The sequence below is a fragment of the Candidatus Neomicrothrix sp. genome (genome assembly GCF_035329545.1).
In the GTDB taxonomy this organism is placed as follows: domain Bacteria; phylum Actinomycetota; class Acidimicrobiia; order Acidimicrobiales; family Microtrichaceae; genus Microthrix; species Microthrix subdominans.
Genome location: NZ_DAOLGP010000004.1, coordinates 102,901 through 115,520, shown reverse-complemented (window position 1 = coordinate 115,520; position 12,620 = coordinate 102,901). Strand labels below are relative to the sequence as shown.

Genomic DNA, 12,620 nt, shown 5'->3' with positions numbered 1-12,620 from the left:
TCTCGGTCCATGGGTCAGCCGGTCGTCGTTACGCAGAAGAATTCCAGTCGCCCGGGTGTGGTTCGTTACGAGCTCAACCGCACGCTGACGGGTACCGGTCACGAGGTGTACCTTCCCGACTCGCCGATCTCCGGCCATCGGCCGCCCGACCTCCTCGCCCGACGGCTCTTTGAGCAGGTGCGCGGCCTCGAGTCGATCCACATCCTCGGGGGCATGGTCACCGTCGAGATGGCCTTTGGAACGGACGCGGACGTCGCCAAGGCGATCATGGAGGAGCTGTACACCTTCTATCGTCCGGGCGTCCCTCTGCCGAGCATCGAGGTCGAAGAACCCGTCGGTTAACGCCGTTCGAACTCTGCGTTTGCGTGCCGAGTGGCCGCCGAACTTCCTACACGGCAACCCCGAGCAACGTGTGGATGCCGAGTACCGCCACGCCGAGACAGCCCAGCATCCGCCCACGGTGGATGAGCTGCGGGGTGAGCACCCGGCCGAGGGCGTCGCCGAGCACTAGGAAACCGCCGTGGACCAGCACGGATGCCGACACGATGCCGAGGACCCACCCGGGGCCCAGCGCGGCGCCGGCGCTCATCGCCAGCGTGGCAAACGCCACCAACGTCAGCGGGTTGATGGCGCACAACGCCGCGAACCGGGCGGCCAGCCCGACGGGGGCTGGGCGAGGCGCATCCGCTCGTCCGGCGGCGCTCGCCGAAGGTGTCGGGAGTGGTCCGGATGAGCCCACCGGCACCGGCACCGGCACCGGCACCGGCACCGGCGCCGGTGCCGGTGCCGAATCGGTTGGCCCGACGCTGTCGGCGCCGCCCCGCTGGGAGCGGGCGTGGATGAGCAGGTAAGCGGCCAGGACCATCAGCGCCAGACCTCCGCCCCATCCCAGGGCCTGCTGATGCTCGTTGAGCAGCCGCTGCAGGCCCAGCCCGGCGGCGGCGGTGGCCGAGGCGTAGGCCAGGTCGACGCCGGCGACGCCCAACGGCGCCGGCCAGCCGCCTCGCACGCCGGTGGTCAGGCCGGTGTCGAGCACCATCAGCGAGACAGGGCCGACGATCAACAACAAGGGGAGGGAACTGGTGAATCCCACGATCAATCCGTTCATGACCGCAGTCTGACCACAACGACCCCGTGGCGATCGGGGTCAACAGCGGCTAGAACGAATGTATGACCGTGGAAAACGTGGAGTTAGACGATATTGCCCGTGCTCTTGTTGGACTTCCCCGCCGAGCGGGAGGGATGTCATACCGCGATCGGGGCATGGAGGTGGCCCTGGGCGCCAGCGCCACCGCCGATCGGGTGAAGCGGCTGGAGCGCGCAGGGGTGATCGCCGGTTACTCGGCGGTGATCGACCCGGAGACGATCGGGCGCACACTGCGGGCTGCGATCGACGTTCGCTTGCCGGCCGACGGCGATCACGAGGGCTTTGAGGCCGGCCTGGCCACCCTCGATGAGGTCGACCTCGCAGCCCACGTCACCGGCCCGTTCGACTACCTGATCCTGATGGCGGTGGCGGGGGTGCCTCGGCTGGACGACATCGTGCGCAACTGGGGTCACTCGTTTCTGGCCGAGACATCCACCCGGATCCTGCTGCACACGGTGGAGCTGGAGAATCAGCCCGGCTGATCACCTCCGGGCAACGCCCGGTGCAGCGCTTGGCTCAGGCAGCGGGGGTTGGAGCCGGGCGCACCCGGGAGGCGATCAGCAGCCCGGCCCGCACCGCGCCGTCGAGCGTCCAGGCGGCGATTGCGCCGACATAGAGCGGACTTCCCAACCCGGCGACGGCGGCGATAGCGGCGACGTTGCCGGCGATCAACCCCACCCAGGAGCGGGTGAGGGCAAAGTTCGCCGTCAGGCGCCGGTGACCCCCGCCCACCAACACCGGTCCGAGATAGGACAACGACGCCACCAGCAGCTGCACGTAGGCGCCGAGGGCAAGCGCGGGGATCACCGCCCCCGAGAAGGGTGGATGGCCGTTGGCGGCGTGAACCGCTGCCAGTGCGACGGCACCGACCCACCACGCGATCGACGCTCCTGCTTGGATCAGCCGGGGTCCGGCCCACCGGAACTGCTTGGCGCCCAAGTCCGGCAGCAGCGATGCGAGGACGAGCAGCGTCAGCGCATAGGTGGCCAGGCCGACCGTCGTCACCACAGGCCATTCGCCCAACGAACCGATCACCGCCAGCGTCAGCCCCGTTGCCATCGTTGCCTGCACGCCGAACTGAGCCTGCTGGGTGGCCCGGGGCGACGGCTTCGTCTTGGCCTGGGTAGCGACGAAGAACGGCAGGGTGCCGGCGATCACCAGCCCGGACAGGCCGAGCAGGTTGATCGTCGCATGCACGTCGCGCAGTTGGCCGTAGTACCCACCGCCACCGCCCGAGCCCAGCACCGCCCCAAGGGTCACGCCGACCGCTCCCAGCCCGGCGCCGGTGACATAGGCGACGATCGCCGGACGAAGCCTCCGTTGGATGGCGCTCCGGCCGATGCCGACCAGGATGACGATGAGCAGCACAAGCCCGGCGAGCACCAGCGTCCCGCCCAACCCGGTGAGAGCATCGATTGGCACCTCGCGTCCGATCGCCACCAGGACGACCCCGGCTGCGATCAGGACCCGTTGAAAGCTCACCAGGATCGACCGGGGTGCAGGAGCGGCTCCCCAGGTGACCCCGAGGAACTGCGTCACGCCCGAGATCGCCACAAGGAGCGCTCCGGCCAGGGCCAGGTGCAACGGCAACCACGATCCGGTCGAGTGGGGCACGGCGCCGGCGACCGCAGCGGCGACCAGGAACAGCGCGACCAGCACCACCGTCGGGCGCAGTTGTGCTTGAGCCTGGGCAACGCGGTTCGGTGCTGCCTTCGGTTTGGTGCGCTCCGTCTCACTCACAGCACCTATTGTGGCCCTCCCGACGGACCGACCCCACCGCTCCCTCGGCTTCCTGGCACTCATCCACGTCTTTGAGCCGTCGCTCGGTCGCTTTGGGACGATTAAGGGCCGGGGGGTGACCCGTCATCATCCCAAAGCTCGCCGGTCGGCCGTTCACCCCGTCTTTCGGTGCGGACGAGGAGGATCGCCCAGGTAGGCCCGCAGGTCGCCTACCGTCGTCGGCCATGGCAGTGAACCGCAGCCGCCGGGCCAGGGCGTCCCGCAAGCGCAAACGGCGCATGGATCGGGTCGAACATGACCTCACCGACGAACACTGGGACGCGGTTCAGGCGGCCTGGGGCGGATGTGCCTATTGCGGGGCCACCGGCGTGCCCATGCAGAAAGACTGCCTGCTGGCCCTGTCGCGGGGCGGGCGCTACACGCTGGACAACATCGTTCCGGCCTGCCGCTCGTGCAATGCCAGCAAGTGTAACGACGAGGTGACCGGTTGGCTTCGGCGCAAACGCCTCGACGAGGCCACCTTCCTGACACGCCACTACGAGATCCGAGCGGAGCTCACCGGGCGGTTCGCACCAGAGCCAACGGCGAGCCCGTAGCCATCAGCCATCGAGCGGACATCTGTCGCCGCTATTGCTCCTGCCAGAACTGAACCATCTCAACGCCGTCAATCTGGTGTGAGCCGATCTGAGTCCAGCGGTCCTTCTCCTCAGGGGGTATCACCAGCAGTCCGCGCTGGGTATTGGAGATGTAGGTGACCGCAACGCGAGGGCCCTTCCCAGGCGGGCAGATCACCCCGAGCACGCGTACCTTGCAGAGGGTGTAGCCGCCGTCTCCGAAGTGGTCGTCAAGCCAGTCGTCTGCGACGAATCGTTCCTCGCCCCAACTCACCATCAGTTGGCCAGAGGCCGACCTCAGCCCGCCTACCAACGGATTGAAGTAGGTGATGTCGCGAGGAGCGACCAGCAGAACGTGACCCCAGAGGGCAATCACGACCGTCGTGCAGACGGCCCCGGTGATCGCCGCTGGTCGATTCCGAGCCCAGCGGCGGACCCGGTCGCCAACGAGTAGATCGATCGAGATGGCGATCAGAACCAGGCACCCTGCAACCAAGGCTGCGCCGTAGCGGTCGAACTTCTTCGCAGACGCTCCGATGATGAGCAACTGCGATGCGCTGAAGACACCGAAGAGCAGCCACCTCGAGTCGACTCGCCGAGCGACGAGCGTTCCAGGAATCGCGAGCAGGCCGAGGAACGACCACGGGGTCAGGCGGTATGCGAGCACCCAGAGGTAGTAGTACCAGGGCGGCGACCTGGTCACGGCCCCTCGGAAGAACTGGATATGCCCTTCGTCCGCCAGGAGCGCTGAGGACCTGAGGGCTCCGAGCTGTCGAGTGGGGTCCACGGCAAGGGCAGGCCAGGCCACCACAACCGTGATCAGCCCGGCGACCAGGCAGGCCCCGAGCACCGCAGTGAGATGGCTGTTCAGCAGTCCCCGGATCCGGGTTCTCATGGAGCCGGATTGCTTGAGCCACACTCGCACAGCTGCCCAGGTCACGCAGACGACGAGCGCAGGAACCACGGCTGCAGCCGACAGTTTGGTCAGCGCAGCACCAGCGAGTGTGACACCGGCCAGAGCACCCAGCGCGACCCGGTTGTGTTCCTTGCCTGCCAACTCGAGCGCTCGGCAGAGGGCCACGAAACCGATCAATGAGAACGACATCACCAGCGAGTCGGTATGGAACATGGTGCGGAGGGTTGCCAGGAACGGTTCTGTTGCAACCAGAAGGCAGGCAAGGAACGCGGTCATCGAGCCCAGGAGCCGACGACTCACCAGCCACAGGAGCGCAACCGATGCCGCCCCAAACAATGCCATCGCCCGATGGGCGTTCGGCAGGCTCGGTCCGCTGGATTGCTTGACGCACTCGCCCAGTGACACTGGCGTGTCCGATGTGGCGCACTCCGCAATGATGACCCCGGAGCCAACCCACAGCGTTGGAATACCCGGCATCGTGATGCTCGCGGATGTGGTGTCGAAGTTGACGTTGTAAGCGGTCAAGAGGCGGGCGTCGCCGGTGATCAAACCGGTGGCGAACTGTTGAGACCGCTCTTGCCACAAGACTTCATCGTTGTAGTTGGTGCGGTTGGCTGTGACCAGGGAACCTGAAGCGGCGATAAGAAACAGGAGGCAGGCAACGATCGCCCCCGCCCTCCGACGAGCCTGATTGGACCACCCGGCGTCCACCGGCAGGTCGGTGACCGCGGTGGCCCTCAAAGCCGATCCGTTCACACGTCGGCCTGGTACGGCGGCGCCGGCTCGTAGGCGATGTAGCGCTGAACGGCCCGGGCGTGGGCCGGGTTGTGGATCTGGCCGATCAGCCACAGCGCCATGTCGATGCCCGCCGAGACGCCTTGGCTGGTGACGACGTTGCCGTCGCGCACCCAGCGGGCGTCACGGACGACCGTGCAGTCGCCCCGCTCGGCCAGGGTGCCCTCGAACGACCAGTGGGTGGCCACCCGCTTGTTGGTGGCCAGCCCGGCACCGACCAACAAAAGCGAGCCCGTGCACACGCTGGTGACCCACGTCGCCAATGGGCCGGTGTTGCCAAGCCAGGCGAGAAGCGTCTCGTTGTCGATCTCGGCCCGCGTGCCCTGGCCACCGGGTACCACGATCACGTCCAGCGGCGGATGATCGTCGATCGAGTGATGGGGGAGGACCACCATGCCCTTGGCGCACCTCACCGGGCTGTCGGTCTCGGCGATCATCACCGTCGTGTCCGGGTCGGCGCCATCGCGGACGCGGAGCATCGACGACGCGGTGATCACCTCCCACGGTCCGACAAAGTCCAGTTCTTCGGCGTCATCGAACAACAGGAATCCGTAGCTGGTCATGATGAGTCCTGTTCGTCGGGATTGGTCTGGGGCGGCCGAGGCTGTTCCAGCAGGAGTGCCGATGGAACCTCCCGTTGGGTGCGCGCCATGGTGGTGGAGCCGGCGGCGCTCGCAACCGGCCGAAAGCCCAACGACCGGTACAACTCGACTGCGGCGGTGTTGGCATCGTCGACGCTCAGGCTCATCGCCGGGTGGCGTTGGAGCAGGTCGCCCAGAAGGCGGCGGCCGATGCCCCGACCTCGCCGTGAGCCAACGATCGCCATGCCCAGTTCCGGCACCTCGTCGGCGACGTATCCGTACCCGGGGTCGGTCGAGTCGAGCTTGCGACACCAGGCCGCTCCAACCGGACCATCCGATCCCTCACAGACCTGGGCGTCGTCCCCGGTGCGTTCGCCGAAGCTGCGGAGGTAGTGAGCGACCTTCGGCTCGTCCAGGACCGACCGCGGCAGCGGTTCGGCCCCGACGGGAACGAACAGTGCCAGGTGCAACATGTCCCACAGGAACGGCACATCGGCCGCAATCCACGGGCGGAAGGTGTGCTCGTCCACGACGACGACGGTATCGACCTGAGTGGTCGGTCGTGTCACCTCTCCTAGGGTTGAGCATGGTCCGTCCTTCCGTTCCGCCCGCCGAGGCCTTGATCCTCGACGAAACGGTGAACCAGATCTGCGGCCCAGGCGCGCTGTTCGCCGGGTCTCGGCGTCAGGCGGTCGCAACCGGGACCCGCCAGGTCGCCATGGGCGCCACGGTCTCCACCGACGGGGTCACATCCAACATCATCGCCCAGCTGGCGCTGAACGCGCAGGGCGTGCGGCCCGAGTGGATCGCGTCGTTGTCAGAGCGGGGAGTGGGGCCCCTCGACCTGGTCGAACTGCTGGGTGTTGTCGCGAGAACCATGGCGATCGATACGTTCTGCTTTGCCCTCGGCGTTGATGCATGGCCGCTCCCGGACCCGCCCAGTGGGGCTCACGTGGAGGCCGGTCCTCACGGAGAGGTCGACGCTTCTGCGGCCTGCAACGGCGGTTGGCTGCCGACCGTTGGACCGGCCTGGCCAACCAATGCGCTCTCGGCCGTGCCCAGCGAGAACCGGGCCATGCATCAGCTTCAGGCCGCCTTCTATCTGGCAACAGGTGAGATGGGCGAGCTTGACGTGCAGCGAGGGTTGCACCGCACCCAGATGGAGCTGGTGGCCGCACGCACCTCGTTGCTGAACGAGTGCTTCTTTTGACTGCTCGCACATGCCGGCATGCTCCGTGCGAGCGCCATCCAAACCAACCGCAGCTTCTCGCTGGAAGCGATCGTTGACCCGGACACCGACTCGCACCTGAGGTGGGGACGGGAGCTTCTGGCCTTCACCGATGCAGCGATTGGTCGGGATCCCGAGACGATGGCTTCGACGAGGGCGGCGCTGGCAGCGCTGGGCGGCCGGGACGCCGTCGTTCGGGCCGCTGGCTGCGTCGGCACCTTCCAGATGATGAACCGCCTGCTGGACACCCTCGGCGTCAAGGTGGATCGCAAGGGCCTGGCGCTGGCTGAGGAACTGGACCTCGACGTGCCAGAACACCTGCTCCCGGGTTGATTCCCTCGGCTGCCGCCGACACCTTGGTCGGCGGCTTGAGGGTTCGAAGGTCGATCAGCGGTCGTTAGTGTTGCCCCGCATGGACCCGCTGGCCGTCTCCGTCGTGATGCCGGCCTACAACGAAGCGGTGAACCTCCCCGTCGTGCTCAGCGAACTGCGCGACGTGCTCGACGGCCTCCGGCTGCCCTGGGAAATAGTGGTGGTCGATGACGGTTCCACCGACGCCACTCGGACCGTGCTCGACCGCCTGGAAACCGAAGTGCCGGGGCTGCGCCAGGTGCGCTTGGGCTCCAACCTGGGAAAGTCGGCGGCTCTCGACGCCGGGCTGGGACGGGCGGGTGGTGAGGTAATCGTGCTGATGGACGCCGACGGCCAGGACGATCCGGCCGAACTGCCCAAGCTGCTGTCGGCGATCGACGACGGCCTGGACATGGTGACCGGCAGCCGGTCGGCCAATCGGGCAGACCGGCTGGTGAAGCGTTCGACCTCCAGGGTGTACAACCGGGTGACCCGCGCGGTCACCGGCATCGACGCCGCTGACATGAACAGCGGGTTCAAGGTGATGCGAAGCGAGACCGCCAACGCCCTGACCATCCACGGGGAACTGCACCGCTACCTCCCCGTGCTGGCGGCGTGGTCGGGTTTCTCGGTGGGGGAGGTGCCGGTGACCCACCGCCAGCGTCTCGCCGGCGAGACCAAGTTTGGTGTCAACCGGTTCTGGCGGGGCCTGTTGGACCTCCTGACCGTGCGGTTTCTCACCCGGTACACCGGCCGCCCGTTTCACCTCTTCGGTGGCATCGGATTGATCAGCGGCCTCGTCGGCAGCGGGCTGCTCGTCTGGATGCTGATCGATCGGTTGAGCGGGGCGACGATCGGCACCCGTCCGGCGCTCATCGCCGGGGTGCTCTTCACGATCATGTCGGTGCAGCTGTTGTCGTTCGGGCTGTTGGGAGAGCTGATCGCGCACGGCAACGCCCGCCGCGGACGCCCGGCTCCGGGCCGCGAGGTGCCGCCGGGCGGCGACCGACGCCTGGTCGCACGGCTGGACGATGACCTCGAAACCGGAAATGTCGGGAGGGCTGAGGGGGGTACTGCTTTTCAGGACGTAGCGATCGGGCACATGCCGATCGAGCACGTACCGATCGAGCACGTACCGATCGAGCACGTACCGATCGAGGGCATTGCGATCGACGACGTGAGGATCGCTCCAGCTTCCCGCCGAAGGGGTCCACGGCCCGATGACCAGGTCGTGCTCATCCGGTCGCTTTCACCCGTGGCCCGGTTGACCGCTGTGTTCCTCGTCGCCTGCGTGACAGCGCCGGTGGTTCTTGCGTTTCTTCGCATTCAGGGGCTCGTCGGAGCGGCGCCCCGCTTCACCGCGTTCGGCGATTCCGCCTACCTGGCACTTCGCAGCCGCGACGTGTTTGCCGGGCCGACTCCCCTGGTCGGCAGCCAGAGCTCGGTCGCGACCGCCGTCATGATCATGCAACCCGGCCCTGCCCGGTTCTTTGCCCAGGCGCCGTGGGTCGGGTGGCTTGGGGGCGACCTGGGGTCGCTGTTGTTCGCGGCCGTCGCATCGGCGTCGGCCGCCGTCGGCGTGGTCTGGGTGATCCTGCGTCGCTTCGGGGTGTTGGGCGCAGCAGCAGCTGCGCTGATCGTCATCGTCGTCGAGGCGCAGCTGGGGGCCGGTGCCCTCGTCGCCGTGATCAGCTCGAGCCACGGCCAGCTCCCCGCCCTCTTCGCAGTGCTGATCTGCGCCATGGTCGTCACCGGCGATCTCCGGTTGTTTCCGTTGGCGGTGGCGGTGTCGTCCTACGTGCTCCAGGTACACCTCAGCCTGGTTGGATACGGGCTGCTGGTCATTCCGCTGCTCGTCGCAGCGCTCGCGGTCGGCATCTGGCGGACGCGCCGCGACGGTGCTTCCTGGTTCGCCCCGTGGGCGGTCGCGGGTGTCGTCATCGGCGTCGCCATGTGGGCGCCGCCGCTGATCGATCAGTTCTCCGACACGGGCAACATGGCCAAGGTGTTCAGCGCCGCTAGCGGCGGGACCGCAGCGGCCGGCGTGGAGCGTCCAACCGACGAGCTGACGAGCGGGCTGGCGTCGGTCTTCGGCCCCATCCCCGCTCTGCTGGCCCCGCCGGATCGGCCGCTGGGGGTGTGGTACTTCGATCGGAGCGATGCCCAGACCAACGTCGGCTTGGCGGTCGGCGCCGGAGCAGTGATCGCGGGTCTGTCCTCGTTCGTGATCGGTCTTCGCCGGGGCCGCCGGGCCACGAAGCTCCCGGACGGAGAGGATCGAGCCGACGCGATGGTGGCGGCGCGCCGGCTGACCAGCGGGGCGACGGTGCTGTTGTGCGGCGTGGTGTTGGCGTTGATCGGCGTCCTGTTCGCCAGCCGGTTGCGGGGGCTTGCCGTCCTGAAACCGAACAACAATCGCTGGATCGTGATCGCGGGGGCGGTCGTTTGGCTGGGGGCGTTGTTGACGCTGGGCTCGTCGCGGATGATGGCCAATCGGGTGAGGCGCCAGGCCGAAGGCCAAACAGGGCAGGCCCGGAACCGTCGACGGGTCGGGGCGCTGGTTGCGGTGATCGTGCTGGCCGGCAGCGCTGCGCTCGTGGGCACGCGGCCCCTCGAGCCGACGGTGGCCGACCCGTGGCTGGGCGGATCCCGAGCCCTGGCCCCCGCCGTGCGCGGAGCCTGGGGTGATCGGGGCCCGGTGCGCTTTCGTTCGGTCGGTCCCATCTCGGCCGGCGGCCTCCAACCGGCGCTGATGCTGGACATGGAGGAGCACGGCGCCGGCACCCTCACCGTCGGCGGGGTCAAGGCGCTTCGGGCCGGTTACGGCGATCACCGGCTGGCCGCCAACGGCGATCCCCCCTACGTCCTGTTGCAGGATGGCGCCACCGTCACCCCGAAGGTCGGCGAGCCGATCGGCTTCGTCGTCGCCCGGCCGACCGCCGGGGACGGGTCTGCGCGCGCCGACCGGATTCGGGCCTGCCTCGAGCGTGCCGACGACGCCGGCGCTGCGGTGATGCTCACCGCCGAGGGGCGTCGAGCGGTCGTAGATCCGGAACTGGTTGGCGACGAGCCGGAGAACCGGCTGCTCGCCGCAGCGCTTGCTGACCCGAAGGTGTTGTTCCTGACCGGCCTGAGCTCGGAGGCGGTCGGCCGGGGCTACATCGAGCCGATTCAGGTCGACGGCTGTGACGGCGACGACCTGGACGAGTTGGCGGGTGAGCTGTTGCTGTCCGCCTGGCTGGTGAGTTGACCGAGGCTCAGATCATGCGTCGGAACCACCAGGTGGACAGGCCACCGGCAACGACCAGCAGGGCGAAGCCGGCCAGCGTCCAGCGCCAGCCAATCTCGCTCAGCTCGGTCTCGTCGCCGATCGCGGAGCCGAGTTCCTTGTAGACGTCGTTGAGCTGATTGGCCGACTCGGCGGTATAGGCCTGTCCACCGGTGTCCTTCGCCAGCTGCTCGAGCGGCTCGGGAGCCACCGGCACCGGGATCGCCTGCTCGCCGCCGAATTCTCCCGGCATGGTGATGACGCCGTCGGGGGTGCCAAAGGAGATGGTCCACACGGGCACTCCCGCTTCCTTGGCCAGCGGGATGGCGTCCGCAGTCGGGCGACCGACGGTGGTTTCGCCGTCGGAGAGCACGATGATCGCCGCCGGGGCACTGTCGCCCGAGAGCTCGGCGTCCGCGGTGAAATCGGCGATGGTTTTCAGGCTGACGTCGACCGCGTCGCCGATCGCCGTGCCCTCCCTCAGCTCGAGCTTGTTGATCGAGCGTTGCACCCGGGTGTGATCGGTGGTCGGCGGCACGAGCGTCTGGGCCGACCCGGCAAACTCGACCAGCCCGACGTTGAACTTCTCGGGCAGGTTGTCGATGAAGTTGACCGCTGCGTCCTGGGCGGCCTTGAGCCGGTTGGGATCGACGTCGGTCGCTTCCATCGACAGCGACGTGTCGATCGCCAGCATCAGCGTCGCCTTTTCGGTGGGCACGGTCACCTCGGTCTGAGGCCGGGCCACGGCGACGACCATCACCGCCAAGGCGAGGAGGAACAGGCCGGACACGACGTGGCGTCGCCAACCGGCCCGGCTGGGCGCCACCTTGTCGAGCAGCTCGACGTTGGAGAAGCGCACCGCAAAGCGTTGGCGCCCAAACAGCGACCAGGCGACGTAGGCGACGGCGAGCGCCACCACGACCAGCTCGGCCAAGAGCCACAAGGGGCTCACGAAGTTGCTCACGTTTGGGAACTCCTCACAAGTTCAAGTGGTTGCATCATCACAACTCACGGGGCGACCCGGGCTGCACCCAGGTTGGCGGCCCGATGCCGTCGTTTGGCCACGAAACGGACCAGCTCCAATAGCCAGTCGCCGTCGGTGCGCACGATCAGGTGGTCGGCTCCGGCGTTGCGGATGGTCAGGCCGATCTCCCGGCGTTGTTCCTGGGCTGCCTCGGCGAAGCGGGCACGCACCGCCTTGGTGACGTGCACCTCGCGGGTGCGTCCACTTTCCGGGTCGACCAGCTCGACGTAGCCGAGCGGCGGGAGGTCGAGCTCACGCGGGTCGATCACCTCGGCGGCGACCACTTGGTGGCGCAGCCCGAGGGCGGCCAGCGGTTGGCGCCACTGCTCGGACGGATCGAGAAAGTCGGAGATCACGGCGGCCAGACCTCGGCGACGTGCCACCCGGCCGAGCCGGTCGAGGGTTTCGCCCAGCCCGATCTGCCCGCGGGCGGCGCGAGGCGCCGACTGGATGCGCCCCAGGATGGCCTGGAGGTGGCGACGGCCCTGCTTGGCCGGGATGACCGACAGCTCGGATCCCAGGTTCAACACCGCACCGATCCGGTTGCCCGAGCGTGCGGTGAGGCAGCCGATCCCGGCGGCGGTGGCCAGCGCCAGGTCCCGCTTTTCCCAGGTGTGGGTGCCAAAGTCGAGGCTGGGGGAGAGGTCGACGCACAGCCACGCTTCCAGCTCGCGGTCGGCGACCGCCTCGCGGATGTGGGGCGTCTGCATGCGGGCGGTGACGTTCCAGTCGATGCGTCGGGTGTCGTCCCCGGGCGCATAGATGCGGGTCTCGCCCGGCTCGGAGCCGTGCCCGGGAACCAATCCGCGGTACTCACCGTGGAGGATGCCATCGAGACGTCGGTTGACGTTGAGCTCCAGTCGCCGCAGCACCTCCTGGGTGCCGGCGGCCGGCGAGTGGCCAGGCGCTGCCCGGTCGGGGCCGGTCGCTGACGGACGTTGGGAACTCCGGGCCAT

Annotated in this window: 13 protein-coding genes; 6 read left to right on the top strand and 7 right to left on the bottom strand. The window is 68.1% G+C overall.

The window, feature by feature from the left end:
* The first annotated feature begins 9 nt into the window (after positions 1–9).
* Positions 10–342, top strand: coding sequence for a hypothetical protein (locus tag PKD89_RS03860; protein WP_289011562.1), 333 nt, complete (start codon positions 10–12; stop codon positions 340–342).
* Between the two features lie 46 nt (positions 343–388).
* Here PKD89_RS03860 and PKD89_RS03855 read toward each other — a convergent pair whose 3' ends face one another.
* Positions 389–1,108, bottom strand: coding sequence for a hypothetical protein (locus tag PKD89_RS03855; protein WP_289011563.1), 720 nt, complete (start codon positions 1,106–1,108; stop codon positions 389–391).
* Positions 1,109–1,242: 134 nt separating this feature from the next.
* Here PKD89_RS03855 and PKD89_RS03850 point away from each other — a divergent pair, with 134 nt between their 5' ends.
* Positions 1,243–1,629, top strand: coding sequence for an Lrp/AsnC family transcriptional regulator (locus PKD89_RS03850; protein WP_289011564.1), 387 nt, complete (start codon positions 1,243–1,245; stop codon positions 1,627–1,629).
* A 34-nt stretch (positions 1,630–1,663) separates the two neighbouring features.
* Here PKD89_RS03850 and PKD89_RS03845 read toward each other — a convergent pair whose 3' ends face one another.
* Positions 1,664–2,887, bottom strand: coding sequence for a hypothetical protein (locus PKD89_RS03845; RefSeq protein WP_289011565.1), 1,224 nt, complete (start codon positions 2,885–2,887; stop codon positions 1,664–1,666).
* A gap of 224 nt (positions 2,888–3,111) precedes the next feature.
* On the opposite strand from PKD89_RS03845, the gene PKD89_RS03840 reads away from it, so the two are divergent.
* Positions 3,112–3,483 carry an HNH endonuclease gene (locus PKD89_RS03840; protein ID WP_289011566.1) on the top strand — a complete coding sequence of 124 codons (372 nt, stop codon included), beginning with the start codon at positions 3,112–3,114 and terminating at the stop codon, positions 3,481–3,483.
* Positions 3,484–3,514: 31 nt separating this feature from the next.
* Here PKD89_RS03840 and PKD89_RS03835 read toward each other — a convergent pair whose 3' ends face one another.
* From PKD89_RS03835 to PKD89_RS03825, 3 genes are read right to left on the bottom strand one after another with little or no spacing between them, the layout of a single operon-like run.
* A complete protein-coding gene (locus tag PKD89_RS03835; RefSeq protein WP_287374291.1) occupies positions 3,515–5,158 on the bottom strand; it encodes a glycosyltransferase family 39 protein in 1,644 nt (547 codons plus the stop codon).
* A gap of 11 nt (positions 5,159–5,169) precedes the next feature.
* Positions 5,170–5,775 (bottom strand): DJ-1/PfpI family protein, encoded by a 606-nt coding sequence (locus PKD89_RS03830; protein ID WP_289011573.1) that lies wholly within the window; start codon positions 5,773–5,775, stop codon positions 5,170–5,172.
* The gene (locus PKD89_RS03825; RefSeq protein WP_289011575.1) at positions 5,772–6,362 is read right to left on the bottom strand and encodes a GNAT family N-acetyltransferase; all 591 of its coding nucleotides are present in this window, start codon (positions 6,360–6,362) and stop codon (positions 5,772–5,774) included. Before PKD89_RS03825 ends, PKD89_RS03830 begins: the two co-directional genes overlap by 4 nt.
* 17 nt (positions 6,363–6,379) lie before the next feature.
* Between PKD89_RS03825 and PKD89_RS03820 the strand changes: the two genes are divergently transcribed.
* The 3 genes from PKD89_RS03820 (at position 6,380) to PKD89_RS03810 (ending at position 10,622) form a co-directional block, all read left to right on the top strand.
* Positions 6,380–7,003, top strand: a complete 624-nt coding sequence (locus PKD89_RS03820) for a hypothetical protein (protein WP_289011577.1) — start codon at positions 6,380–6,382, stop codon at positions 7,001–7,003.
* Positions 7,004–7,021: 18 nt separating this feature from the next.
* Entirely contained in the window at positions 7,022–7,354 is a 333-nt protein-coding gene (locus PKD89_RS03815) for a hypothetical protein (protein WP_287374287.1), read from the top strand.
* A gap of 79 nt (positions 7,355–7,433) precedes the next feature.
* The gene (locus tag PKD89_RS03810; protein WP_289011579.1) at positions 7,434–10,622 is read left to right on the top strand and encodes a glycosyltransferase family 2 protein; all 3,189 of its coding nucleotides are present in this window, start codon (positions 7,434–7,436) and stop codon (positions 10,620–10,622) included.
* A gap of 7 nt (positions 10,623–10,629) precedes the next feature.
* On the opposite strand, the gene PKD89_RS03805 is transcribed toward PKD89_RS03810, so the two are convergent.
* Both PKD89_RS03805 and PKD89_RS03800 read right to left on the bottom strand, forming a co-directional pair.
* Entirely contained in the window at positions 10,630–11,604 is a 975-nt protein-coding gene (locus PKD89_RS03805; protein WP_289011581.1) for a VWA domain-containing protein, read from the bottom strand.
* Positions 11,605–11,648: 44 nt separating this feature from the next.
* Positions 11,649–12,620: a DUF58 domain-containing protein gene (locus PKD89_RS03800; protein ID WP_289011583.1), complete on the bottom strand. Its 972-nt coding sequence runs from the start codon at positions 12,618–12,620 to the stop codon at positions 11,649–11,651.

Excerpts from the sequence above, each read along its gene's own strand:
- PKD89_RS03815 (WP_287374287.1), top strand. The coding sequence starts at position 7,022 with ATGCTCCGTGCGAGCGCCATCCAAACCAACCGCAGCTTCTCGCTGGAA.
- PKD89_RS03855 (WP_289011563.1), bottom strand. The coding sequence starts at position 1,108 with ATGAACGGATTGATCGTGGGATTCACCAGTTCCCTCCCCTTGTTGTTG.
- PKD89_RS03830 (WP_289011573.1), bottom strand. The coding sequence starts at position 5,775 with ATGACCAGCTACGGATTCCTGTTGTTCGATGACGCCGAAGAACTGGAC.
- PKD89_RS03850 (WP_289011564.1), top strand. The coding sequence starts at position 1,243 with ATGTCATACCGCGATCGGGGCATGGAGGTGGCCCTGGGCGCCAGCGCC.
- PKD89_RS03860 (WP_289011562.1), top strand. The coding sequence starts at position 10 with ATGGGTCAGCCGGTCGTCGTTACGCAGAAGAATTCCAGTCGCCCGGGT.
- PKD89_RS03800 (WP_289011583.1), bottom strand. The coding sequence starts at position 12,620 with ATGGCCCGGAGTTCCCAACGTCCGTCAGCGACCGGCCCCGACCGGGCA.
- PKD89_RS03810 (WP_289011579.1), top strand. The coding sequence starts at position 7,434 with ATGGACCCGCTGGCCGTCTCCGTCGTGATGCCGGCCTACAACGAAGCG.
- PKD89_RS03840 (WP_289011566.1), top strand. The coding sequence starts at position 3,112 with ATGGCAGTGAACCGCAGCCGCCGGGCCAGGGCGTCCCGCAAGCGCAAA.
- PKD89_RS03820 (WP_289011577.1), top strand. The coding sequence starts at position 6,380 with ATGGTCCGTCCTTCCGTTCCGCCCGCCGAGGCCTTGATCCTCGACGAA.